Below are 21,732 nucleotides of genomic sequence, written 5' to 3' on the forward strand. Positions count from 1 at the left end.
CCGGATTACAATTTAACGTTTCGCTTTTTGGGGTATAGCCGAGATGGCCCGTATCGCTGGGGTTAACATCCCGAACCACAAGCACGTCGAGATCGCGCTGACTGCCATTTTTGGCATCGGCCGCACCCGTGCCCAGAAAATCTGCGATGAGGCGGGTATCGCCCGTGCGGTGAAGGTCAAGGATCTCACCGAATCCGACATGGATCAGCTGCGCGATGGCGTTGGCAGATTCGTCGTCGAGGGTGACCTGCGTCGCGAAGTGACCATGAGCATCAAGCGCCTGATGGACCTGGGCTGCTATCGCGGCTTTCGTCATCGTCGAGGCCTCCCGCTGCGCGGTCAGCGCACGCGAACCAATGCACGCACGCGCAAAGGGCCCCGCAAGGCCATCGCCGGCAAGAAGAAGTGATCAGGGGTAAATAATGGCTAAGACGACTGCGAAGGTTCGCAAGAAGGTCAAGAAGAACGTGGCCGAGGGCATTGCCCACGTGCACGCGAGCTTCAACAACACCATCATCACGATCACCGATCGTCAGGGCAACGCCCTGTCGTGGGCGACGTCCGGTGGTGCCGGCTTCAAGGGCTCGCGCAAGAGCACGCCGTTCGCCGCCCAGGTGGCCGCGGAGGCTGCCGGCAAGGCCGCTGTGGAATGCGGCATCAAGAATCTGGAAGTGCGCATCAAGGGCCCCGGCCCGGGTCGCGAGTCGGCCGTGCGTGCGCTCAACGCACTCGGCATCAAGATCGCCAGCATCACCGATGTCACGCCGATCCCGCACAACGGCTGCCGTCCGCCCAAAAAGCGTCGTATCTGACGTGGCGCATTATCAAGGAGTAAATCGTGGCTCGTAATTTGGATCCCAAGTGCCGTCAGTGCCGTCGCGAAGGCGAGAAGCTGTTCCTCAAGGGCGAGAAGTGCTTTACCGACAAGTGCGCGATCGAGCGTCGCTCGTACGCGCCGGGTCAGCATGGTCAGCGCTCCGGCCATCGCCTCTCGGGCTATGGCGTGCAGTTGCGCGAAAAGCAGAAGATCCGGCGTCTGTACGGCATTCTCGAAGGCCAGTTCCGTCGTGTCTTCGCTGAAGCCGACCGCCGCCGTGGCCAGACCGGCGAGAACCTGCTGCAGCTGCTCGAAGGTCGTCTCGACTCGGTCGTGTACCGCATGGGATTCGGCGCCTCGCGTTCCGAGTCGCGTCAGCTCGTGCGTCACAATTCGATTCTGGTCAACGGCAAGCGCGTCAATATCCCGTCCTACATCGTCAAGCCGGGTGACGTGGTCGAACTCACCGAAGCCGCGCGCGGTCAGCTGCGTGTCAAGGCGGCGCTCGAGGCGGCCAGTTCGCGTGGCTATCCCGAGTGGATCGAGGTCGATGCCAAGGCCGGCAAGGGCACCTTCAAGGCCTATCCGCAGCGCAGCGAGTTGCCGCCGACGCTCAACGAGAACCTCGTCGTCGAACTCTACTCCCGCTAAATCCCGGTTCCCACGAGGAACCAAGGCCCGAGGAACTGCTGATGCAAAGCAATTCACTGCTGAAACCGCGCATCATCGACGTGCACAATATTTCGCCTGTGCAGGCGCGCGTGACGATGGAGCCGTTCGAGCGTGGTTTCGGCCATACGCTGGGTAACGCGCTGCGTCGCATCCTGCTGTCGTCGCTGCCCGGTTGTGCACCGACCGAAGTGACCATCGAGGGCGTGCTGCACGAGTACTCGACGCTCGACGGCATTCGCGAAGACATCGTCGATGTGCTGCTCAACCTCAAGGGCGTGGTGCTCAAGCTGCACAACCGCTCCGAGGCCACGCTGCGTCTTGCCCGCGAGGGTGAGGGCGTGGTCACCGCGGCCGATCTGGAGATCGGTCACGACGTCGAGATCATCAACCCGGATCACGTCATCGCGCATCTGGCGCCGGGCGGCAAGCTGGACATGGAAGTGCAGATCGAGCAGGGGCGCGGCTATGAGCCCGCCAACACGCGTCCGGTCAGTGCCGAGAGCAAGAGCATCGGACGCATCATGCTCGACGCCTCGTTCAGCCCGGTGCGTCGTGTCAGCTATCTGGTCGAGAGCGCTCGTGTCGAGCAGCGTACCGACCTGGATCGCCTCGTCATCGACATCGAAACCAACGGCGCGGTCGACCCCGAAGAGGCCATTCGTTACGCCGCGCGCGTGCTGATGGACCAGCTCTCGGTGTTCGCCGAGCTCGAAGGCACCGAGCCGGTCGAAGAGCGCGTCGAAAGCGTGACCATCGATCCGGTGCTGCTGCGCCCGGTCGATGATCTCGAACTGACCGTGCGTTCGGCCAACTGCCTCAAGGCAGAGAACATCTATTACATCGGTGACCTGATCCAGCGCACCGAGACCGAGCTGCTCAAGACCCCCAACCTGGGTCGCAAGTCGCTCAACGAGATCAAGGAAGTGTTGGCCACGCGCGGGCTCACACTCGGGATGAAACTTGAAAACTGGCCGCCGGCCGGGCTCGAAAAGCTCGGTTGAGACGTGTCGGTACAGTGAGGTAGAGAAATGCGTCACCGTAACGGTCTTCGCAAGCTGAACCGGACCAGCAGCCACCGTCAGGCGATGTTCCGCAACATGGCCAATTCGCTGCTGCAGCACGAGGTCATCAAGACCACGCTGCCCAAGGCAAAGGAGCTGCGCCGCGTCGTCGAACCGCTGATCACCCTCGGTAAGAAGCCGTCGGTGGCCAATCGTCGCCTGGCGTTCAATCGTCTGCGCGACCGCGACATGGTGGTCAAGCTGTTCGACGAACTGGGTCCGCGCTTCGCCAATCGCAACGGCGGCTATCTGCGCATCCTGAAATTCGGCTTCCGCGATGGCGACAACGCGCCGATGGCGCTGATCGAACTGCTCGATCGTCCCGATGAGGGTGAAGGCTCGCCCGTCGAAGAGCCTGCGCAGCAGGAAGCGGCCGCCTGAGCACGGCGTTCCGCCAGCATTGCGAAAAAGGGGTCCCGCGAGGGACCCCTTTGCTTTTGCGCGCGAGGACGTCAGTCGTCGCCGCGAAACTGTTCGATGCGCCTGCGGTCGCGCTTGGTGGGTCGACCGCCATGCGGTGCGGCCACCGGCGCGAGCCGACGCAGTTCGGCCGCCGCTGCGCGTCGCGCGATGCTCTCTTCGGTCTCGGCGTACAGGGTGCGCGCGACCGGCGCGGGGCCGCGAACGGCGGACAGTGCCTCCACCTTGAACTCGATTTCGAGGCTGCCGCGCGTGATGTGCACCAGGTCTCCGCGGTGCAGTTCGCGCGCGGGCTTGCTGCGCTGCCCGTTGACACGCACGTGCCCGGCGTCGATGGCCTGGGTCGCGAGGCTGCGGGTCTTGTAGAAGCGCGCCGCCCACAACCATTTGTCGACGCGTACCGCCTCCGGCGTGGGTGCGGCGCTCTGTTGCAGATGTCTGCTGCTGGGCATGACTGGTATTCTCGCCATATCGATGCGGCGCAGGTACGCGCCATAACTTTCATTGTACGGAGGGCGGCATGGCATGTGTGCTCGTGACCGGCGGTGCCGGCTACATCGGTTCGCACACCTGTGTCGCGCTGTTGGCTGCGGGCCACGAAGTGGTCGTCGTCGACAATCTGTGCAATGCGCACGGGGTGGCACTCGAGCGCGTGGCGCAGATTGCCGGACGGCCGATCGCGGCCTTCTATCGTGCAGATGTGCGCGATGGTCAGGCCCTTGAGCGAATTTTCTCCGCTCACCAGATCGACGCGGTGGTGCATTTCGCAGCGCTCAAATCGGTCGCTGAGTCCGTCGCGCAACCGCTGACGTACTACGATAACAATGTGGGCGGGACCATCGCATTGCTGCAGGCGATGCATGCGGCGGGTGTGCGCGACATCGTCTTCAGTTCGTCGGCGACGGTGTATGGCGAGCCCTTTGCGGTGCCGGTGCGCGAGGATTTTCCGCTGGCGCCGACCAATCCTTACGGCTGGTCGAAATGGATGATGGAGCGGGCATTCTCGGATGTGGTTGCGGCCGGCGATGACTGGTCGGTGATCGTGCTGCGCTACTTCAACCCGGTCGGTGCGCATCCGTCCGGGTGCATCGGCGAGGATCCGCGGGGTGTGCCGAACAACCTGATGCCCTATCTGAGCCAGGTCGCTGTCGGCCGACTGCCGGAACTCCAGGTGTTCGGCGATGACTACCCGACAGCCGACGGAACGGGTGTGCGCGACTACATTCATGTCGTCGATCTGGCCGAAGGTCATGTGCGCGCGGTGGAATGTCTGCCACGCATGCGCGGGCTGACGACGCTCAATCTGGGCACCGGGCAGGGGTACAGTGTGCTCGAGATGCTTGCCGCGTTCGAGCGCGCGAGCGGACGTGAAATCCCGTACCGCGTCGCTGCGCGCCGGCCGGGCGACATCGCCGAATGCTGGGCCGACGCCTCGCGCGCGGCGGCGGTGCTGGGCTGGCGTACACGGCGCGGGCTCGCGGATATGTGCGCGGATGCCTGGCGCTGGCAGGAAACGAATCCGGACGGCTACCTGAGCTGAGCGGTAACGGAACTGAATGATTGCGGAGGACGATGTGAGCGACGATACGCAGACCCACGAACAGCAGAACGTGTTGGGTGGCCCCTTGCTGGCCTGCAGCTATGCGCCGCTGACCGGCTTCTTTCGCACCGGCTGTTGCGAAACCAGTGACGAGGATGTCGGCCGGCACGTCGTGTGCGTGAAGGTTACGCAGGAGTTTCTCGAGTATTCCGCTTCCGTCGGCAACGACTTGTCGACGCCGCGCCCGGAGCTGCGCTTCGCCGGCCTCAAGGCGGGGGATCGCTGGTGTCTATGCGCGGCGCGCTGGCTGGAGGCCTATCGCGAGGGCGTGGCACCGCCGGTCGTGCTCGCGGCGACCCACAAGGCGGCGCTGGATGTGGTGCCGCTCGACCTGTTGCGCGCGCACGCGCTGGAGACCTGAACGCCGCCCCTACCAGGGGCGACGCAGGCGATTGCGGTACTGCACGTCGTGCGGCAGTAATTTCTGCATCGCCTCGAGTTGTTGGGACAGCGTGCGCTTGGCCTGCTCAAGTACGTCCGGGCTGAGGTGGGGCAACTCCTTCTGACGCGCCGTCATGCGCACCAGTGTGCCGATCGCGCGCTTGCGCTGCGTCTCGTCGGACGGCAGATAAACGCCCAGTTCGGCCATGAACAGCGTGCGAAAGAACTCCACGCGCCGTTCGATGCGCTCGAGAAAGCGTTGTTCGGCTTCGTTGTACTCATCGGACATGACGTTCTCCGCGCTGGCGCATGACTTCCATCATGCCATGCGCATTGATCCCTCTCAATCGACGGCGATCTCCTGCAGGCGGTTCGCAGCGGTGGCGAGTACACGGCGCAGATAGGGGCCCGTGTAGCTGGCAGGATGCGCGGCGATCGCCTCGGGCGTGCCCGCGCACAGGATGCGCCCGCCACCGCCGCCGCCCTCGGGGCCCAGATCCACGACCCAGTCCGCGGTCTTGATCACGTCCAGGTTGTGTTCGATGACCACCACCGTGTTGCCGTGGTCGCGCAGGCGCGCGAGCACGCCGAGCAGCAGTTCGATGTCCCTGAAGTGTAGTCCGGTGGTCGGTTCGTCGAGAATGTAGAGGGTGCGTCCGGTGTCGCGCTTGGACAGCTCGAGCGCGAGCTTGACGCGCTGCGCCTCCCCGCCGGAGAGGGTCGTCGCGCTCTGCCCCAGGCGGATGTAGCCCAAGCCCACATCCATCATGGTCTCGAGCTTGCGCGCGATGGTCGGTACCGCCGAGAAGAACTGCAACGCCTGCTCCACGGTCATTTCCAGCACTTCGATGATGCTGCGCCCGCGATAGCGGATCTCCAGCGTCTCGCGGTTGTAGCGCTTGCCGTGGCAAACGTCGCAGGGCACGTACATGTCCGGCAAAAAGTGCATCTCGACCTTGATCAGGCCGTCGCCCTGACAGGCTTCGCAGCGTCCGCCCTTGACGTTGAACGAGAAGCGGCCGGGACCGTAGCCGCGTGCGCGCGCATCGGGCACGCCGGCGAACAACTCACGGATGGGCGTGAACAGGCCGGTATAGGTCGCGGGATTGGAGCGCGGGGTGCGACCGATTGGCGACTGGTCCACGCTGATCACCTTGTCGAAATGCTGCAGTCCGTCGATGGCCTCGAACGGCGCGGGTTCGGTGTTCGAGCCGTACAGGTGGCGGGCCGTCGCCGCGTACAAGGTGTCATTGATCAGCGTCGACTTGCCCGAGCCGGACACCCCGGTGACGCAGGTCAGAACGCCGCACGGCAGTTCCAGTTCGACGTTCTTGAGGTTGTTGCCGGTGCAACCCGACAGGCGCAGCACGTGTGCCGGGTCCGGAGCCGTGCGGTGCGTCGGCACCGCGATGCTGCAGCGGCCCGACAGATAGGCGCCGGTGAGCGAGTCGGGGTGGGCGATGACCTCGGCGGGTGTGCCGTGGGCGACGATCTCGCCGCCGTGCTCGCCCGCCCCCGGGCCCATGTCGACGACATGGTCGGCGGCGCGGATGGCGTCCTCGTCGTGCTCGACGACGATCACGGTATTGCCCAGATCGCGCAGGCGGCGCAGCGTGTCGAGCAGGCGGTCGTTGTCGCGCTGGTGCAGCCCGATGGACGGTTCGTCGAGCACGTACATCACCCCGGTCAGACCGGAGCCGATCTGGCTGGCCAGTCGGATGCGCTGCGATTCGCCGCCGGAGAGCGTGTCGGCCGAGCGGTCCAGCGACAGATAGCCCAGCCCGACGTCGATCAGAAAGCCCAGGCGCGCGCCGATCTCGCGCACGATCTTGTCGGCCACCTGGGCGCGCTGTCCGCTCAGGCGCAGGCCGGCGAAGAAGGCCTGGCACTCGCCCAGGGGCATGGCAGCGACCTGGTCGATGGGCCGATCACCGATGAGCACGTGACGGGCGTCCGCGCGCAGGCGCGAACCGCCGCAGGCCGGGCAGGGCCGGTTCGCACGGTACTTCGCCAGCTCTTCGCGCACGGTCGCCGAGTCGGTCTCGCGAAAGCGCCGCTCGAGGTTGGGGATGATGCCTTCGAAGGGATGTTCCTTGGACACCAGCCGCCCGTTGTCGGAGAAATAGCGGAAGGTGATCTTGTCGCTGCCCGAGCCGTAGAGCACGATCTCGCGCACGCGCTCGGGCAGTTCGCCGAAGGGCGTGTCGACGTCGAAGTCGAAATGCACCGCCAGCCCGGTGAGCATCTGGAAATAGAACTGATTGCGCCGGTCCCAGCCGCGGATCGCGCCCGAAGACAAGGACAGTTCCGGGTGGGCGACGACGCGCGTCGGATCGAAGAACTCGACGTGGCCCAGGCCGTCGCAGCTCGGGCAGGCGCCGGCCGGGTTGTTGAACGAGAACAGGCGCGGCTCCAGTTCGGCCAGCGAATAGCTGCACACCGGGCAGGCGAATCGCGCCGAGAACAGGTGCTCGCGTCCGCTGTCCAGTTCCACCGCGATGGCGCGCCCCTCCGAGTGCAGCAAGGCCGTCTCGAAGGACTCGGCGATGCGTCCGCGCTGATCCGGGCGCACGCGCAGCCGGTCGATGACCACTTCCACCGTGTGACGCCGGCCTTTCTGCAGCGCGGGCAGTGCGTCCAGTTCGTGCACTTCGCCGTCGACGCGCACGCGCACGAAACCCTGCGCCCGCAGTTCCGAGAACAGGTCGTGCTGTTCGCCCTTGCGGCCCGACACCACCGGCGAGACGATCATCAGCTTGGTGTCCTCGGGCAGCGCGAGCACGTGGTCGACCATCTGCGAGATCGTCTGTGCCTCCAGCCCCAGATCGGGGTGGTCGGGGCAGTGCGGCGTCCCGGCGCGCGCGTAGAGCAGACGCAGGTAGTCGTGAATCTCGGTGACGGTGCCGACCGTCGAGCGTGGATTGTGGCTGGTCGCCTTCTGCTCGATCGCGATCGCCGGCGACAGGCCTTCGATCATGTCGACGTCGGGCTTTTCCATCAGCTGTAGGAACTGGCGCGCGTAGGCCGACAGCGATTCGACGTAGCGTCGCTGGCCTTCGGCGTAGAGCGTGTCGAAGGCCAGCGAGGACTTGCCGGAACCGGACAGGCCGGTGATCACGGTCAGCCGGTTGCGGGGCAGATCGAGGCTGACGTTGCGCAGGTTGTGCGTGCGCGCGCCGCGGATGCGGATCTCTTCCATGTGCCGGGGCTTGAAACGATTAGCACGACACTATACGAGACATCGGTGATCCGCGACAAACCGCGCCGCGGCCGCGATTGCGGCTCGGACTGATAGAATCGGCGGTCCTTCAAGCCGCGTCTTCGCCGACGAATTCGATGTCCTCTTCCGCGCACGACTCCATGAGCGCCGCCGAGCGCCGCGCAGGTGCCAGCCTGGCGGCGATCTTCGGCCTGCGCATGCTCGGGCTGTTTCTCATCCTGCCGGTGTTCGCCGTGCATGCGCAGACGCTGCCGGGGGGCGACGACCTGACCTTGGTGGGCATCGCGATCGGCGCCTACGGGCTCACCCAGGCCTGTTTGCAACTGGTCTTCGGTGCGGCTTCGGACCGCTACGGACGCAAGCCGGTGATCGTGTTCGGTCTGCTCGTGTTCATCGTCGGCAGTGCCGTGGCCGCGCTGGCGACGAACATCGAGACGGTCATCGCCGGTCGCGTGCTGCAGGGGGCCGGGGCGATCTCGGCCGCGGTCACGGCGCTGGCCGCCGATCTGACCCGCGACCAACACCGCACCAAGGTGATGGCGATGATCGGCGCGAGCATCGGCATGGTCTTCGCGTTCTCGATGGTGGCCGCGCCACTGCTGTATTCGCTCATCGGCATGAGCGGCATCTTCTGGCTGACCGCGCTGCTCGGGGCCGGTGCGATCTTTCTGGTCGTGCGCGTTGTGCCCGACGCGCCACCGGTGCCGCGCGGCACCGGCGGGCGGCTGATCGACGTGCTCACCGACGGCCAGCTGATGCGGCTGAACTTCGGCGTGTTCGCGCTGCACCTGATCCAGACCACGATGTGGGTGCTGCTGCCGTCCGCATTGGTGGCCTCCGGTGGCCTGCCGATGGTCGAGCACTGGAAGGTCTATCTGCCGGCCGTTCTGCTGTCCTTCGTGTTCATGGTGCCGGCCATCATCATCGCCGAGCGTCGCGGGCACTTGAAGCTCGTCTTCAATGCCGCCATCATGTTGTTGCTGATCGTGCAGTTGGGCTTGTGGCTTGCCGGCGACGGCGTGTGGAATCTGGCGCTGTGGCTGATGCTGTTCTTCGTCGCGTTCAACGTGCTCGAGGCCACGCAGCCATCGTGGATCTCGCGCATCGCCGCGCCGCACGCGAAGGGCATGGCACTGGGCGTGTACAATACGCTGCAGTCGACAGGGCTGTTTCTGGGCGGCATGCTGGGCGGCTATCTCGCCCAGCGTCACGGTGCCGTCGCGGTCCATGTCACCGCTGCCGCGATCGCTCTGGTGTGGCTTGCACTGGCGTTCACGATGAGGCCACCGTCGCGCAGGAGCGATGCCCCGCGGCCGGCGGTCGGACCCGAAAACACTTGAGGAGAACGGGATGGCATCCCTGAACAAAGTCATTCTGATCGGCAACCTGGGGCGCGATCCGGAAACGCGCTACATGCCCAGCGGCGACGCCCTGTGCAATCTGCGCATCGCGACCACCGACACCTGGAAGGACAAGACCAGCGGCGAGCGCCGCGAGGCGACCGAATGGCACAACGTGGTGATGTTCGGGCGTCTGGCCGAGATCGCCGCGCAGTACCTGCGCAAGGGCAGTCAGATCTACATCGAGGGCCGTCTGCAGACGCGCAAGTGGCAGGACAAGGAAGGCCAGGACCGCTACACCACCGAGATCCGCGCCGACGAGATGAAGATGCTCGGCGGACGTCCCTCGGGCGGTGACGCGCCGATGGGTCGGCAGGACACCGGCGGTGGCTACGACGAGGCACCGCCGCGTCCGCAGCAGCGCCCCGCGCCGCAACCGGCCGGCGGCAAGCCAGCCGAGAGTGGCGGTTTTGGCAATTTCGACGACGATATTCCGTTCTGATTCAGGCTGTCTGCAGCGCGCGCTGCATGCGGTCGAGCGCCGCATCCAGCGTCGCGCGCGGGCAGCCGAAGTTCAGCCGCACGAAGCCCGGCATGCCGAAGGCCGCCCCGTCGGACAGTCCCACGCCGGCGGCCTCGAAGAAGGCCGTCGGGTCGTCCTGCCCCGTGCCGCGGCAATCCACCCAGGACAGATAGGTCGCCTGCGGCAGCGTGGTGGCGAGTCCCGGCATCGCGTTCAGCCGCCGCGTAACGTGCTTGGCGTTGGCCGCCAGATATTCGAGTAGTGCGTTCCGCCAGTCGTCGGCATGGCGATAGGCGGCTTCCGCCGCGACCATTCCGAGCACGTTGACGCCGGGCACGATGCCGCGCATTGCATGCACGAAGCGCCGACGCAGTGACGCATCCGGAATGATCGCGAAGGCGCAGTACAGGGCCGGGATGTTCCAGGTCTTGGATGGCGCCATGAGCGTGATCGAGCGTCGCGCCGCGACCTGCGACAGGGCGGCGAGCGGCCGATGGGTGCGTGCGGGGTCGAGCACCAGGCCGCAATGAATCTCGTCGGTGCAGATCGTGAAGTCGTGACGCTCTGCCAGCGACACGATCCATTCCAGTTCATCGTCGTCGAACACCCGGCCGACCGGATTGTGCGGGTTGCACAGCAGGAACAGCCGCGTGTCGGCGTCAAGGGCCGCTTCGACTGCGGCGCGGTTCCACACCCAGCGGCCGTCGCGCTCTTCGAGCGCGACGCTGATGCGCCGGCAGCCGTTGTTGGCCGGTGTCGCGAGGAAGGGCGGATAGACGGGCGTGGCCGTGAACACCCCCGCGCCCGGCGGCGCGACGGCCCGGCAGGCCACATTGAGCCCGGTCACGACGCCGGGCAGCCACACCAGCCAGTCGGCCTCGATGTGCCAGTCGTGGTCGCGCGCAACGCCCTCGACGACGGCGTCGACCAGCGACGGCCATGCGCCGGCGTAGCCGAACACGCCGTGATCGACGCGTGCGCGCAGCGCATCGAGCACGGCCGGTGGCGCGGCGAAATCCATGTCGGCGACCCACAGCGGCAGCACGTCGCGTCCCGCGTAGCGGTCCCACTTCTCGCCGGGCACGGTGCGACGGTCGATGATGCGGTCGAAGTCGAAGGTTTGTGTCATCGAAACTCCGTGTTACTAAGGGCTCCGCCCCCGAGGATATACAATAGCGCCCGCGCACACCCGCGCCAGGAGGTTTCATCGTGCAGTACGTGACCGCGCATCCCGACGGGGTGCTCGCGATCGATGCCGGATACGGCCGTGAAGGCCTGGCGGCGATCCATCTCGTGATCCATCGCGGCCGCGCCGCCATCGTCGATACCGGCACGCCGGCGTCGGTGCCGCGGGTGTTCTCCGCCCTGGCGGCCGCAGGGATCGCACCCGAGAACGTCGACTGGGTCATGCTCACCCACATCCATCTAGACCACGCGGCCGGCGCCGGTCCGCTGATGGCGGCTCTGCCCGCCGCGCGGCTGCTGGTGCACCCGCGCGGCGTGCGCCATCTGGCCGACCCGCAGCGACTGTGGAGCGCCAACGCCGAGGTCTATGGTTCCGAGCGGCTGGTCGAGATGTACGGCGAACCCGTGCCGGTGCCGGCCGAGCGCATCGTCGCGGCCGAAGAAGGCCTGCGCGTGGCGCTGGGCGAGCGCAGCTTCCGCGTGCTCGACACGCCCGGTCACACACGGCATCACATCGCAATCTGGGACGAGACGGCACATGCCTGCTTCGTCGGCGATACCTTCGGTGTGTCCTACCGCGAACTCGACCGCGACGGTCATGCCTTCGTGTTTCCGTCGACCATGCCGTCCGAGTTCGATCCCGGCGCGCTGCATCGCTCGATCGAGCGCATCGCCTCGCTGCGCCCGGAGGCGATCTACCTGGGACATTTCAGCCGCGTCACCGGTGTCGACCGCATCGCCGCCGACCTGCACCGGCTGATCGATGCGCAGGTGGCCATCGCGTGCGCCGCGCGCGGTCATGGCGTCAAGCGCCATGTCGAGATCCTCGCCGGACTCGAGCAGCTGGTGTGCGAAGAGGTCGAACGCCAGGGCGCACCGCTGTCCGAGGAGGAGGTGCTGGAGCTGCTGCGCCTGGATCTGGACATGAACGCGCAAGGCCTGGGCATGTGGATGGACAAGCACCCCGAAGCGGTAAGCGCATGAGCGCGGTGCCGACCGCGGCCGAGGTCGACCGCGGTCGTCGCTTCGGCGGCATTGCCCGCCTCTACGGACAGGCCGCGCTCGACGCGTTGATGCTGCGGCGCGCGTGCGTGGTGGGCGTTGGCGGGGTCGGCTCCTGGGTCGCCGAGACCCTGGCGCGCAGTGGGGTCGGGTGCCTGCGTCTGGTCGATCTGGATCACGTCGCCGAATCCAACATCAACCGCCAGATCCATGCGCTGGAACCGACGCTGGGCCAGGCCAAGGTGCTTGCGATGCGCGATCGCATCGCGGCCATCAATCCGGGCATCGCCGTCGAGGTGGTCGAGGAATTCCTCACACCGGCAAACGCCGCCGCACTGGTCGCTGGCTGTGACGTGGTGATCGACGCGGTCGACGACATGAACGCCAAGCTTGCGCTGGTGCTGGCCTGCCGCGCGGCGCGCGTGCCGCTGGTGGTGTGCGGCGGCGCCGGGGGCAAGACCGACCCGACGCGCATCCGCGTCGACGACCTCGCGCGGGCCACCCATGACCCGCTGCTGTCCCGGTTGCGTCGCCGTCTGCGCGCCGAACATGGTTTTCCGCGCGAACCGAAGCGCCGTTTCGCAGTCACTGCCGTGTATTCGGAGCAACCGCCGCTGCTGCCCGATGCGTGCGATGCCGCGCCGCAGGGCCTGGCCTGTGCGGGCTACGGTTCGAGCATGGCGGTTACGGCCAGCTTCGGCCTGTTCGCCGCCTCACGCGCGCTCGATGCCTTGTTTGCGCCGGCGCACCACGACATGGGAGAACATCGATGAGCGAATCCGCGATCGTGCTGTTTGGCCACGGCGCCCGCGACCCGCAATGGGCCGAGCCGATGTGCCGCGCGCGCGAGATCCTGCGCCGCGCCGCGCCTGACACCGAGGTCGAGCTGGCCTTTCTCGAGTTCATGCAGCCCGGCCTGGTCGATACCATCGACTGCCTCGCCCGTGGCGGTGCGCGCCGCATCACCGTGGTGCCGATGTTCCTCGCCCAGGGCGGCCACGTGAAGAAGGATCTGCCCGACCTGCTCGATGCCGCACGCGAACGCCACCCGACCTGCCAGATCGAACTCGTGCCTGCGGTGGGCGAATCCGACATGGTCATCGCCGCAATGGCCGAATACGCACTGCGCAGTGCCGGTGTTTTATCGGCGCACCGCGCCGACGGCTAGAATGATTCCGGGAATCCATGCTGGATGAGCCGATGACGCAATCGCTGCCGCCTCACGAGCGCCGTTCCGACCGCCGCCTGCAGATGGGCTCGCCGGCGCGCATCCTTTTCGATGACGCCGCCCCCGTCGATGCCGAATGTGCGGAACTGTCCGTGGGCGGCATGACGCTGCGTTCGGCTTACGTGCCTGGCGAGGCCGAGGTGCTGACGGTCGAGGTGTACTCGCCACCTGGCGGGCTGGAGCGCCCCCCGCTGATCGCGCATCTGCGCGTCAAGCGCTGTCACATGGTCTCGCCCGGAGACTACGAAGTCGGCGGTGAGATCGTCGAAGTCATCGGCTGAATCCGCGCCAGCCCTCGCGCCGCCGACGTCCGCCGCGCGCGATCATCACCAGCGCGAACAGCGCGATCAGCGCGAAGCAGATGAGCGACCAGTTGGCGATGGTCAGTCCGAGAAAGGTCCAGTCGATGGCCGTGCAGTCGCCCGCGCCCCGGAACATCATCGGTAGCGCCTCGGCCAGTCCGAAGCTCTCGACCATGTATTCGAAGCCCGGTCCGCACTCCGCGAGCGAGGGTGGCTCGAGCTGCAGCCGCGTCTGCTGGGCGGCGACCCCGCCGCCGGCCAGCGCCGCGACGAGCACCAGCAGGCCGTAGAGCACGGTCCCGCTGCGGCGCGGGCCGTGCACGCTGGCGATCAGCGCAACCAGCGCGATCGCGACGAAGGCGTAGCGCTGCAGGATGCACATCGGGCACGGCTCCAGGCCGACGACGTGCTGCAGGTACAGGCCGAAGCCGAGCAGCGCCGCGCAGGCGACGAACAAGGCGGCGAACAGCGGGCGTGGGGCGGGCAGGTACATCGGTTCGTTTCCCTTCGGGTGAGCGACGATTGTAGGGCATCGAGGCCGTGTGCCACAGCCTCAGGGCGCATCGTCCGTGGATGGCGGCGCGGCCTGGGCGAGCAGGTCGAGGAATGCGCGTGTGCGCGACGGCATCAGGCGGCGCCCCGGAAACACCGCCCAGCCCTTGCCGCCGGGCGCGCTCCACCGCGGCAGCACCGGTGCCAGCCGGCCCGCGTGCACCTGGCTGCGCGCGTAATGACGCGGAACCAGCGTCACGCCGCTGCCGGCGCAGGCCAGGCCGATGAGCAGGTCCGGCGAGTTGGCGGTCACGCGCACGCGCGGCGCAACGCGCACGCTGCGCGTGCCGTCGGACAGGATCCACGGTCGGGCCAGCCCGTCGCGACCCACCAGGTGCAGCGAGGCATGCGTGTCGAGCGCCTCAGGCGTGGGCGGGTGCCCGTGCTCGATCAGGTAGTCGGGGGAGGCGAACAGGCCTTCGCAGAACGTGCCGATGGGGCGGGCGGCGAGTGTCGCGTCGTCGGGCAGGTCGCCGAAGCGCAGCGCCAGGTCGAAGTTCTCGCCGATCAGATCGACGCGTCGCGGCGACAGATCGATGTCGAGCGCCACCTCCGGGTAGAGGTCGATGTAGCGGGCGAGCACGTCGTGCAGCATGGCGTTGGCGAAGTCACCCGGCATCGACATGCGCAAGCGCCCGCTCGGCCCGGCCTGGCGATGTTCCGCCAACGCATTGGCCGCGTCGAGTTCGCTGGCGAGCTGGCGCGCATGTACCAGCATGCCGCGACCGAAGTCGGTGAGCGTGAGCTTGCGCGTGGTGCGCAGCAGCAGCCGCTCACCGAGGCCCTGCTCGAGCTGCGCGAGACGACGCGAGACCGTCGATTTGGGCAGGCCGAGACGTTCGGCCGCGCGCGTGAGACTGCCCGCCTCGACGATGTGGGCGAAGACGACGAGATCGTTTGGATCGATGGGGGGTTTCTGTTCCATATTCGGAACAATCTTATCCGTAAAACCGGGTTAATGCGCGCAGGCGCAATCAATACCATGGAGGTGTCGATACCAACCGAGACTCGTCATGAACCTCCTGCAAGTAAATACCAGTGCCCGCAGTGCGGGGGCCAATTCCACCCGGCTCGCCGAACGCATCGTCGAGCGCCTGCGCGAGCGTCATCCGAACGCCACCTTGAATGTACGCGATCTGGCCACTGAGCCCCATCCGGTGCTCGACGAGGCTGCGTTGCAGGCCTTGTTCACGCCGGAGGGCGAGCGCACGCCGGAGCAGGCCGCAAGGGTGGCGCTCGACGACGCGCTGATTGCGCAGGTGCAGGCCGCCGACGTGATCGTGCTGGGCGTGCCGATGTACAACTTCACGATTTCCTCTCAGCTCAAGAACTGGGTCGACGCCATCGCCCGCGCCCGCGTGACCTTCCGCTACACCGAGAACGGGCCCGAGGGCCTGCTCACGGGCAAGACGGTGTACGCGGCTCTCGCGCGTGGCGGAAAATACCGCGACACCGATGCCGACACGCAGGTGCCTTATCTGAAGATGGTGCTCGGCTTCCTGGGCATGACCGACGTGCGCTTCGTCTATGCCGAAGGGCTGGCGATGGGCGAGGACGCCGTCGAACAGGCCTTCACCGAGGCCGAACGACAACTGGAGGCCGCGCTCGCCTGAGCGCGGACGAGCAATGAATACGACCAAAAAGGGTTTTTCCGACACCGTGCGTCGCGTGGTGTTCGGACGCAGCCAGGCCGAACTGCTCGCCGAGATCGACACGATCGTGCCTGACCGCGCGGCGGTGAGCGAGGAGCACGTCGAGCGAGCGCGCGGCGTCGAGCGCCTGGTCACCGGTACGGCGACCTCGGACGGGGCCGGCGTGAAGCTCACGCGGGTGCTCACAGACGACCTGCAGCAGCGCCTCGACCCGTTCCTGATGCTCGACGCCTTTCGCAGCGACAATCCGGGCGACTATATCGGCGGCTTTCCGGATCACCCGCACCGCGGCTTCGAGACCGTGACCTACATGATCGCCGGGCGATTGCGCCATCGCGACAGTGCTGGCAACGAAGGCCTGCTCGAGAACGGCGGCGTGCAGTGGATGACGGCCGGGCGCGGCGTCATCCATTCCGAGATGCCGGAGCAGGAGGGCGGCCTGATGGAAGGCTTTCAGCTGTGGCTCAACCTGCCCGCGCGCGACAAGATGTGCGCGCCCGGTTACCGCGACCTCAAGAGCGAGGACATTCCCGCCTTCCGCACCGCGGCCGGTGCGGCGGTGAAGCTGGTGGCCGGCCGCAGTCATGGCGTCGAGGGCGCTATGACGCGCGAGGCCACCGCGCCGCTGTACGCCGACATCGCACTGCCGGCCGGCGCGCAATTCGCGCAGGCGCTGCCGTCGCAGCACAACGCCTTCGTCTACGTGTATCGCGGTGAAGTGACGGTGGGCGGCAAACGGGTTGCGGCCGGTCGCATGGCGATTCTCGACAACGCGGCCGACGCGGACGGCGTGCGCATCGCGGCGGACAGTGCGCCTGCACGCGTGTTGCTGATCGCCGGCAAGCCACTGCATGAACCCATCGTGCAGCACGGTCCGTTCGTGATGAACACCGTCGACGAGATCCGCCAGGCGGTCGAAGATTTTCGCGCGGGGAAATTCCGGGCGACCTGAATGTTGCGGCGAAGCGCCGACCTACGGCGCCGTGGCCAGCGCGATCAGCCGCTTCGCCTGATCCAGCAAAGGCTGCGGGATCGCAACCCGGCCGTCGAGCATGTCGCGAATCAGTGTGGCGTTATCCGCCACGCCGGGCGCGTTGGGCAGCTCGGCCAGCGGCGGCGCGCCGCCTTCCTCGGCGGGCAGGTCCTCGCCGACACGCCCGTCGACAAAGCATTGCATGCGCGGCCGCCGGCGCGGGTTGGCGAAGGCTTCGCCCTCGGTGCCACGCAACAGCATGGACACGCCGCCGTCCTCGATGAGGAAGTCGTGCATGCGCGCGAGATACTCGGGGTGCGTCACCGAGACCACGCGCACGCTGCGCCCCGGGCAGGGGTCGAGCAGCTTGGCCATGGTGTGGCCGCTGCCGCGCACGCCGAAGCGCAGGCGCAGAGACAGCAGCCGCGCGAGCCCGGGCAACAGGGTCTCGAGCTGCACGCAGGCGATGCGCTCTCTCGCGAGCCGGGTTGCCGCAGCTTCGACACTGGCGTCCGCCTCGATGTCGAGCGCGGCGAGCAGTTCAAACGGACTCGTGCGGCTGTCGAAGTCGTGGCGTCCCTGGATCAGCACCGGCACGCCCTCGCGCGCCAACAGATGCGCGAGCAGCGGCATCAGGTTGGCCTGGCGGCGTGCGCCGTTGTAGGTCGGCAGCACCACGCAGCGCGGGCCCTCGGGCACGGCGACGCGCGCGCAGCGTGCGTCCATCGCGCGCTTGAAGCCCAGCAGTTCGGCCAGCGACTCGCTTTTCACACGCAGTGCGATGACGATGGCGCCGAGCTCGAGGTCGGGCACCGTGCCGTCGAGCATGGCGCCGAACAGCGCCTCGGCCGTGTCTGCGTCCATGGAGCGCGCGCCCTTGGCGCCGCGGCCGATTTCCTTGATGATTCGTGGGAAGTCCATGGCGCGATTATCCTTCGTCGCCGCGGTGCTGTGTTCACATCGGCTGCGCAGGAAGCATCCCGCGCGGCCTACCCGGAGGAAGATTCATGAACGTGGGATTCATCGGGCTGGGCCTGATGGGGCGTCCGATGGCGCTCAACCTGATGCGTGCGGGGCATTCCCTGCGTGTGTGGGCGCGCCGGGCGGAGAGCATGCAGCCGCTGCTCGATGCCGGTGCGCTCGCCTGCAGCAGCGCCGCGGATGTCGCGCGCGGCGCCGACGTCGTGATCACCATCGTCGGCGACGCGCCGGATGTGGAGCGTGTCGCACTGGGGCCGGAAGGCATCGCCGACGGCGCGCGCGAGGGGCTCATCCACATCGACATGAGCACGATCTCGCCCGAGGTGACCGAGGGCATCGCCGCACGCTTGCGCGAGCGCGGCGTGACCATGCTGGATGCGCCGGTTTCGGGCGGCGAACCGGGGGCGATCAATGCGACGCTGACCATCATGGTCGGCGGCGACGCCTCCGCCTTCGAGTGCGCGAAACCGCTGTTCGAGGCGATGGGCAAGGCCATCTCGCACATCGGCGGCAATGGCGCCGGCCAGGTGGCCAAGGCGTGCAACCAGATCGTCACCGGGGTGGGCGTGGCCTCGGTGGCCGAGGCGCTCAACTTCGCGCGCGCCAGCGGCGTCGATGCGGGTGCGGTGCGCGAGGTGCTGATGGGCGGCTTTGCCGCTTCGCGCATTCTCGATGCGCATGGCGGGCGCATGGTCAAGCGTGAATTCCGCCCCGGTTTCAAGTCGTGGATGCACCAGAAGGACATGCGCATCGTGCTCGACGAGGCCCACCGCATGGGCCTGCAGTTGCCCACCGCGGCGGCCGCCGCGCAGCTGTTCAATGCGATGGTCGGCTCCGGCCTGGGCGAGGAGGATTCGGTGGCGATGCTCAAACTGTTCGAACGCATGAGCGGGGGAGAAGGATGATGCGCATCGGATTCATCGGACTGGGCGTGATGGGGCGCCCGATGGCGGAAAACCTGCTGCGTGCCGGCCATACGCTGGGCGTATGGGCACGCCGGCCCGAGTCGGCAGCACCCCTGGTGGAGCAGGGGGCGACTGCGTACGAGACGCTGGCGGCGCTGGCCGCGGCCTGCGACGTGGTCATCACCATCATCACCAACAGCGCCGACGTCGAAGGCGTGGCCTTCGGCGAGCACGGGCTGGCGGCGGGCTTTGCGCGCGGCGCCGTGCATGTGGACATGAGCACCATCGCGCCGGATGCGGCACGCGACTTCGCGCGCCGCTATGCGGACGTGGGTGTCGATTGGGTCGATGCGCCGGTCTCCGGCGGCGAGCAGGCGGCGGTGGCCGGTACGCTGGCAATCATGGCGGGCGCGCGCGAGGACGTGTTCGAGCGCGTGCGGCCCTTGTTCGAGGCCATGGGCAGGACCATCGTGCGCATCGGTGATGCCGGCGCCGGCCAGGTCGCCAAGGCCTGCAACCAGATGGTGATGGTGTGTGCGCTGCAGGCCTGCGCCGAAGCCATGCATCTGGCGCGCGCCCACAAGGTCGATCTGGCCGCGGTGCGCACCGCGCTGCTGGGCGGTTCGGCCGGCTCGCGTGTGATGGAGGTGATGGGCGCGCGCATGGTCGAACGGGACTTCTCCGCAGGCATCCAGGCGCGACTGCACCACAAGGACTTCGGCATCCTGCTCAACGAAGCGGTGAAGATCGGCGCGCCGCTGCCAATTGCGGCACAGACATGGCAGCAGCTCAATGCGCTGATGCACAAGGGCTGGGGTTTCGACGATACGTCGAGCCTGCTCAGGGTGCTGGAGGATGCGACGTCGGGGCCGACCACCTGAGTCGCAGTCAGTACGAGCGCGGCGAAGCCATCCCGATGTGTCCGGAGATTGCTTCGTTGCTGCGCTCTCGAGGACGGTTCGGGTGTCGACTCAGGGACGTTTCGGTGGCGACTCGGTATAGCCCAGTGCCCGCGAGATCTCCTGCGCGGTGGCATGCACCAGCGGCGCCCAGTCGCGGCGGAAGCGCTCGGACGGGGTCGACAGCGACAGGCCGGCCACCAGTTCGCCGCTGTCGTCGCGAATCCCGGCGGCGATGCAGCGCACGCCCAGTTCCACTTCGTCCAGGTCGAAGGCCACGTCGTGGCGGCGGATCTCGGCCAGTTCGCGTTCGAGCTTGTCGATCTCGGTAATCGATGCCGGCGTGCTGCCGGGCAGGCCGGTTCGTTGCGCGTAGTCACGCACCCTGTCGCGGCCGTCCTCGACCAGGAAGAGCTTGCCCGATGCGGTGGTGTGCAGCGGCGCGCGTGCGCCGACGATGTGCACCACGCGTACCGACGAGCGCCCGCTCGAGGTGCGCTCGACATAGACCATGGCGTCGCCGTCGCGCATGCCCAGGTTCACGCTCTCGCCGGTCTCGGCGTGCAGCTTGAGCATGAAGGGCATGGCCACGTCGCGCAGCGAGATGCGCGACTTGACGATGTTGCCCAGCTCCAACAGACGGATACCCAGCCGGTAGGTGCCGCCCTCGCCACGTTCGACGAAGCCCGCCGCGCTCATCGCGCCGAGGATGCGGTGCGCGGTCGACGGATGCAGGTCGCTTTGCTGCGCGATGTTCTTGAGCGGCATCGGGTCCGGGTGCGCGGCGAGCACGTCGAGCAGCGTCATCATGCGCTCGACGACCTGGATCGGGTTCTTGGTTTCGGAGGCGGTGGCGGGCACGTCGTCACTTCATGTCACGGACATGACGCAAGTGTAGACGGCGGCGCCCGTTTCGCCCAGTGAAACGCGATTGCGGAAATCCGCAAGGCCGGCTGCGCTCCGCGCGCGGTGTGCGGCGGTAACATGTCAGTTCTGCCGACAAGCGGTTCGGCGTGACGAGAACAAGGGGAGACAGGCATGAGCATGCGCATCGTGAACCTCGAGGGCGAATCCATCGCTGCGAGTTTTCGCAAGCCGGCGATCGAGCATGAATGGACCGAATATCCGCTGAGCACTGCCGACCAGGTGGTCGAGCGGCTGGCCGGTGCCCAGATCGCCGTGATCAACAAGGTCCGCATCACCGCCGAGCACCTGCCACACTTGCCCGATCTGAAGCTCATCGCGATCGCCGCGACCGGCACCGACAACATCGATCTGGCTGCGTGCAAGGAGCACGGCGTGGTGGTGTCCAACGTGCGCGGCTATGCCGTCCATACCGTGCCCGAGCATGCCATCCTGCTGATGATGGCGCTGCGTCGCAGCCTGCTCGCGTATGTGCAGGACGTGCGCGACGGCCTGTGGGCCGCGAGCGGGAACTTCTGCCTGTTCGGCCATCCGGTGGGCGACCTGCACGGTGCGACGCTGGGCATCTTCGGACGGGGCAGTCTGGGCCAGGGCGTGGCACGGCTGGCCGAGGCCTTCGGCATGCGCGTGATCTATGGCGAGCATCGCGGCGCGAGCGCGGTGCGCGAGGGGTACACGGCCTTCGAGGAGGTGGTGCGAACGGCCGATGTGATCTCGCTGCACTGCCCCCTGAATGACGCCACGCGTGGCATGATCGGAACAGCCGAATTGCAGATGATGAAGCCGACCGCGGTGCTGGTGAATACGTCGCGCGGCGGGCTGGTCGATGAGCAGGCGCTGGCCGATGCCTTGCGTGCCGGAGAGATTGCCGGCGCGGGCGTCGACGTGCTGTCCAAGGAACCGCCGCGCGATGGCAACCCGCTGCTCGTGCCCGACATCCCGAACCTGATCGTCACGCCGCACATGGCATGGGCCTCGGATGCGGGCATGAAAGGGGTGACCGACCAGGTCATCGAGAATATCGAGGCCTTCGTCGCCGGCACGCCGCGCAATCGCGTGGTCTGAGGTCGCGGCGCGGCGCAACGGCGGAATCGT

At 67.2% G+C, this 21,732-nt stretch carries 26 protein-coding genes; 18 read left to right on the plus strand and 8 right to left on the minus strand.

Features of this window, described 5'->3' with window-relative positions; translation table 11 throughout:
• The first annotated feature begins 43 nt into the window (after positions 1 to 43).
• The 5 genes from rpsM to rplQ are packed head-to-tail and all read left to right on the plus strand — an operon-like array spanning position 44 to position 2,931.
• Positions 44 to 409, plus strand: coding sequence for a 30S ribosomal protein S13 (gene rpsM / locus C0099_RS03105; protein WP_102246093.1), 366 nt, complete (start codon positions 44 to 46; stop codon positions 407 to 409).
• 13 nt (positions 410 to 422) lie between these two features.
• A complete protein-coding gene (rpsK, locus tag C0099_RS03110; protein ID WP_102246094.1) occupies positions 423 to 812 on the plus strand; it encodes a 30S ribosomal protein S11 in 390 nt (129 codons plus the stop codon).
• 26 nt (positions 813 to 838) lie between these two features.
• Positions 839 to 1,468: a 30S ribosomal protein S4 gene (rpsD, locus tag C0099_RS03115; protein WP_102246095.1), complete on the plus strand. Its 630-nt coding sequence runs from the start codon at positions 839 to 841 to the stop codon at positions 1,466 to 1,468.
• 41 nt (positions 1,469 to 1,509) lie between these two features.
• Positions 1,510 to 2,490 carry a DNA-directed RNA polymerase subunit alpha gene (locus C0099_RS03120; protein WP_102246096.1) on the plus strand — a complete coding sequence of 327 codons (981 nt, stop codon included), beginning with the start codon at positions 1,510 to 1,512 and terminating at the stop codon, positions 2,488 to 2,490.
• Between the two features lie 27 nt (positions 2,491 to 2,517).
• Entirely contained in the window at positions 2,518 to 2,931 is a 414-nt protein-coding gene (gene rplQ, locus C0099_RS03125) for a 50S ribosomal protein L17 (protein WP_102246097.1), read from the plus strand.
• 71 nt (positions 2,932 to 3,002) lie between these two features.
• On the opposite strand, the gene C0099_RS03130 is transcribed toward rplQ, so the two are convergent.
• The gene (locus tag C0099_RS03130) at positions 3,003 to 3,422 is read right to left on the minus strand and encodes an RNA-binding S4 domain-containing protein (RefSeq protein WP_102246098.1); all 420 of its coding nucleotides are present in this window, start codon (positions 3,420 to 3,422) and stop codon (positions 3,003 to 3,005) included.
• 68 nt (positions 3,423 to 3,490) lie between these two features.
• Between C0099_RS03130 and galE the strand changes: the two genes are divergently transcribed.
• Together galE and C0099_RS03140 are read left to right on the plus strand one after the other, a co-directional pair.
• On the plus strand, positions 3,491 to 4,510 hold the full coding sequence (gene galE / locus C0099_RS03135; protein WP_102246099.1) for a UDP-glucose 4-epimerase GalE: 1,020 nt from the start codon (positions 3,491 to 3,493) through the stop codon (positions 4,508 to 4,510).
• A gap of 34 nt (positions 4,511 to 4,544) precedes the next feature.
• Positions 4,545 to 4,931, plus strand: coding sequence for a DUF2237 family protein (locus tag C0099_RS03140; protein WP_228151636.1), 387 nt, complete (start codon positions 4,545 to 4,547; stop codon positions 4,929 to 4,931).
• Between the two features lie 9 nt (positions 4,932 to 4,940).
• Here the strand turns inward: C0099_RS03140 and C0099_RS03145 are convergent, their stop codons facing one another.
• Together C0099_RS03145 and uvrA are read right to left on the minus strand one after the other, a co-directional pair.
• A complete protein-coding gene (locus C0099_RS03145) occupies positions 4,941 to 5,240 on the minus strand; it encodes a hypothetical protein (protein WP_102246101.1) in 300 nt (99 codons plus the stop codon).
• Between the two features lie 54 nt (positions 5,241 to 5,294).
• Entirely contained in the window at positions 5,295 to 8,150 is a 2,856-nt protein-coding gene (uvrA, locus tag C0099_RS03150) for an excinuclease ABC subunit UvrA (RefSeq protein WP_102246102.1), read from the minus strand.
• A 137-nt stretch (positions 8,151 to 8,287) separates the two neighbouring features.
• Between uvrA and C0099_RS03155 the strand changes: the two genes are divergently transcribed.
• Both C0099_RS03155 and ssb read left to right on the plus strand, forming a co-directional pair.
• Complete coding sequence (locus tag C0099_RS03155) at positions 8,288 to 9,511, plus strand: MFS transporter (protein ID WP_228151637.1); 1,224 nt, start codon at positions 8,288 to 8,290, stop codon at positions 9,509 to 9,511.
• A gap of 10 nt (positions 9,512 to 9,521) precedes the next feature.
• Positions 9,522 to 10,013, plus strand: coding sequence for a single-stranded DNA-binding protein (ssb, locus tag C0099_RS03160; RefSeq protein ID WP_102246104.1), 492 nt, complete (start codon positions 9,522 to 9,524; stop codon positions 10,011 to 10,013).
• A 1-nt stretch (position 10,014) separates the two neighbouring features.
• Here the strand turns inward: ssb and C0099_RS03165 are convergent, their stop codons facing one another.
• Complete coding sequence (locus C0099_RS03165; protein ID WP_102246105.1) at positions 10,015 to 11,163, minus strand: MalY/PatB family protein; 1,149 nt, start codon at positions 11,161 to 11,163, stop codon at positions 10,015 to 10,017.
• Positions 11,164 to 11,243: 80 nt separating this feature from the next.
• Here C0099_RS03165 and C0099_RS03170 point away from each other — a divergent pair, with 80 nt between their 5' ends.
• From C0099_RS03170 to C0099_RS03185, 4 genes are read left to right on the plus strand one after another with little or no spacing between them, the layout of a single operon-like run.
• Positions 11,244 to 12,203, plus strand: a complete 960-nt coding sequence (locus C0099_RS03170) for an MBL fold metallo-hydrolase (RefSeq protein ID WP_102246106.1) — start codon at positions 11,244 to 11,246, stop codon at positions 12,201 to 12,203.
• Positions 12,200 to 12,994: a tRNA threonylcarbamoyladenosine dehydratase gene (locus C0099_RS03175; protein WP_102246107.1), complete on the plus strand. Its 795-nt coding sequence runs from the start codon at positions 12,200 to 12,202 to the stop codon at positions 12,992 to 12,994. Before C0099_RS03170 ends, C0099_RS03175 begins: the two co-directional genes overlap by 4 nt.
• The gene (locus tag C0099_RS03180) at positions 12,991 to 13,389 is read left to right on the plus strand and encodes a sirohydrochlorin chelatase (protein ID WP_102246108.1); all 399 of its coding nucleotides are present in this window, start codon (positions 12,991 to 12,993) and stop codon (positions 13,387 to 13,389) included. The genes C0099_RS03175 and C0099_RS03180 overlap by 4 nt, the downstream gene beginning before the upstream one ends.
• 32 nt (positions 13,390 to 13,421) lie before the next feature.
• Positions 13,422 to 13,730 (plus strand): PilZ domain-containing protein, encoded by a 309-nt coding sequence (locus C0099_RS03185; protein ID WP_173768945.1) that lies wholly within the window; start codon positions 13,422 to 13,424, stop codon positions 13,728 to 13,730.
• Here C0099_RS03185 and C0099_RS03190 read toward each other — a convergent pair.
• Complete coding sequence (locus C0099_RS03190; RefSeq protein WP_102246110.1) at positions 13,720 to 14,244, minus strand: disulfide bond formation protein B; 525 nt, start codon at positions 14,242 to 14,244, stop codon at positions 13,720 to 13,722. The two genes, C0099_RS03185 and C0099_RS03190, sit on opposite strands and share 11 nt — an antisense overlap.
• A gap of 60 nt (positions 14,245 to 14,304) precedes the next feature.
• Positions 14,305 to 15,228 carry a LysR family transcriptional regulator gene (locus C0099_RS03195; protein WP_102246111.1) on the minus strand — a complete coding sequence of 308 codons (924 nt, stop codon included), beginning with the start codon at positions 15,226 to 15,228 and terminating at the stop codon, positions 14,305 to 14,307.
• 88 nt (positions 15,229 to 15,316) lie between these two features.
• Here C0099_RS03195 and C0099_RS03200 point away from each other — a divergent pair, with 88 nt between their 5' ends.
• Both C0099_RS03200 and C0099_RS03205 read left to right on the plus strand, forming a co-directional pair.
• Positions 15,317 to 15,916 carry an FMN-dependent NADH-azoreductase gene (locus tag C0099_RS03200; RefSeq protein ID WP_102246112.1) on the plus strand — a complete coding sequence of 200 codons (600 nt, stop codon included), beginning with the start codon at positions 15,317 to 15,319 and terminating at the stop codon, positions 15,914 to 15,916.
• A 13-nt stretch (positions 15,917 to 15,929) separates the two neighbouring features.
• Entirely contained in the window at positions 15,930 to 16,907 is a 978-nt protein-coding gene (locus tag C0099_RS03205) for a pirin family protein (protein WP_102246113.1), read from the plus strand.
• Positions 16,908 to 16,928: 21 nt separating this feature from the next.
• Here C0099_RS03205 and ybiB read toward each other — a convergent pair whose 3' ends face one another.
• Positions 16,929 to 17,849, minus strand: coding sequence for a DNA-binding protein YbiB (gene ybiB / locus C0099_RS03210; protein WP_102246114.1), 921 nt, complete (start codon positions 17,847 to 17,849; stop codon positions 16,929 to 16,931).
• A gap of 86 nt (positions 17,850 to 17,935) precedes the next feature.
• Here ybiB and C0099_RS03215 point away from each other — a divergent pair, with 86 nt between their 5' ends.
• Complete coding sequence (locus C0099_RS03215; protein ID WP_102246115.1) at positions 17,936 to 18,814, plus strand: 2-hydroxy-3-oxopropionate reductase; 879 nt, start codon at positions 17,936 to 17,938, stop codon at positions 18,812 to 18,814.
• Complete coding sequence (locus tag C0099_RS03220) at positions 18,814 to 19,695, plus strand: NAD(P)-dependent oxidoreductase (RefSeq protein WP_102248358.1); 882 nt, start codon at positions 18,814 to 18,816, stop codon at positions 19,693 to 19,695. The genes C0099_RS03215 and C0099_RS03220 overlap by 1 nt, the downstream gene beginning before the upstream one ends.
• Before the next feature lie 90 nt (positions 19,696 to 19,785).
• Here C0099_RS03220 and C0099_RS03225 read toward each other — a convergent pair whose 3' ends face one another.
• Positions 19,786 to 20,523 (minus strand): IclR family transcriptional regulator, encoded by a 738-nt coding sequence (locus C0099_RS03225; protein ID WP_102248359.1) that lies wholly within the window; start codon positions 20,521 to 20,523, stop codon positions 19,786 to 19,788.
• A 228-nt stretch (positions 20,524 to 20,751) separates the two neighbouring features.
• Here C0099_RS03225 and C0099_RS03230 point away from each other — a divergent pair, with 228 nt between their 5' ends.
• Positions 20,752 to 21,702 (plus strand): D-2-hydroxyacid dehydrogenase, encoded by a 951-nt coding sequence (locus C0099_RS03230; RefSeq protein ID WP_102246116.1) that lies wholly within the window; start codon positions 20,752 to 20,754, stop codon positions 21,700 to 21,702.
• The last annotated feature ends 30 nt before the right edge of the window (positions 21,703 to 21,732 follow it).

This window comes from Pseudazoarcus pumilus (assembly GCF_002872475.1).
Lineage (GTDB): Bacteria > Pseudomonadota > Gammaproteobacteria > Burkholderiales > Rhodocyclaceae > Pseudazoarcus > Pseudazoarcus pumilus.

Bases quoted from the DNA above. Each gene is read 5' to 3' on its own strand.
- C0099_RS03200 (WP_102246112.1), top strand. From the start codon at position 15,317: ATGAACCTCCTGCAAGTAAATACCAGTGCCCGCAGTGCGGGGGCCAAT.
- ybiB (WP_102246114.1), bottom strand. From the start codon at position 17,849: ATGGACTTCCCACGAATCATCAAGGAAATCGGCCGCGGCGCCAAGGGC.
- C0099_RS03155 (WP_228151637.1), top strand. From the start codon at position 8,288: ATGTCCTCTTCCGCGCACGACTCCATGAGCGCCGCCGAGCGCCGCGCA.
- C0099_RS03190 (WP_102246110.1), bottom strand. From the start codon at position 14,244: ATGTACCTGCCCGCCCCACGCCCGCTGTTCGCCGCCTTGTTCGTCGCC.
- C0099_RS03180 (WP_102246108.1), top strand. From the start codon at position 12,991: ATGAGCGAATCCGCGATCGTGCTGTTTGGCCACGGCGCCCGCGACCCG.
- rpsK (WP_102246094.1), top strand. From the start codon at position 423: ATGGCTAAGACGACTGCGAAGGTTCGCAAGAAGGTCAAGAAGAACGTG.
- C0099_RS03220 (WP_102248358.1), top strand. From the start codon at position 18,814: ATGCGCATCGGATTCATCGGACTGGGCGTGATGGGGCGCCCGATGGCG.
- C0099_RS03120 (WP_102246096.1), top strand. From the start codon at position 1,510: ATGCAAAGCAATTCACTGCTGAAACCGCGCATCATCGACGTGCACAAT.
- C0099_RS03130 (WP_102246098.1), bottom strand. From the start codon at position 3,422: ATGCCCAGCAGCAGACATCTGCAACAGAGCGCCGCACCCACGCCGGAG.
- galE (WP_102246099.1), top strand. From the start codon at position 3,491: ATGGCATGTGTGCTCGTGACCGGCGGTGCCGGCTACATCGGTTCGCAC.
- C0099_RS03205 (WP_102246113.1), top strand. From the start codon at position 15,930: ATGAATACGACCAAAAAGGGTTTTTCCGACACCGTGCGTCGCGTGGTG.
- C0099_RS03195 (WP_102246111.1), bottom strand. From the start codon at position 15,228: ATGGAACAGAAACCCCCCATCGATCCAAACGATCTCGTCGTCTTCGCC.
- uvrA (WP_102246102.1), bottom strand. From the start codon at position 8,150: ATGGAAGAGATCCGCATCCGCGGCGCGCGCACGCACAACCTGCGCAAC.
- C0099_RS03165 (WP_102246105.1), bottom strand. From the start codon at position 11,163: ATGACACAAACCTTCGACTTCGACCGCATCATCGACCGTCGCACCGTG.
- ssb (WP_102246104.1), top strand. From the start codon at position 9,522: ATGGCATCCCTGAACAAAGTCATTCTGATCGGCAACCTGGGGCGCGAT.
- C0099_RS03175 (WP_102246107.1), top strand. From the start codon at position 12,200: ATGAGCGCGGTGCCGACCGCGGCCGAGGTCGACCGCGGTCGTCGCTTC.
- C0099_RS03215 (WP_102246115.1), top strand. From the start codon at position 17,936: ATGAACGTGGGATTCATCGGGCTGGGCCTGATGGGGCGTCCGATGGCG.
- C0099_RS03185 (WP_173768945.1), top strand. From the start codon at position 13,422: ATGACGCAATCGCTGCCGCCTCACGAGCGCCGTTCCGACCGCCGCCTG.
- C0099_RS03145 (WP_102246101.1), bottom strand. From the start codon at position 5,240: ATGTCCGATGAGTACAACGAAGCCGAACAACGCTTTCTCGAGCGCATC.
- C0099_RS03230 (WP_102246116.1), top strand. From the start codon at position 20,752: ATGAGCATGCGCATCGTGAACCTCGAGGGCGAATCCATCGCTGCGAGT.
- rplQ (WP_102246097.1), top strand. From the start codon at position 2,518: ATGCGTCACCGTAACGGTCTTCGCAAGCTGAACCGGACCAGCAGCCAC.
- C0099_RS03225 (WP_102248359.1), bottom strand. From the start codon at position 20,523: ATGATGACGCTGCTCGACGTGCTCGCCGCGCACCCGGACCCGATGCCG.
- rpsM (WP_102246093.1), top strand. From the start codon at position 44: ATGGCCCGTATCGCTGGGGTTAACATCCCGAACCACAAGCACGTCGAG.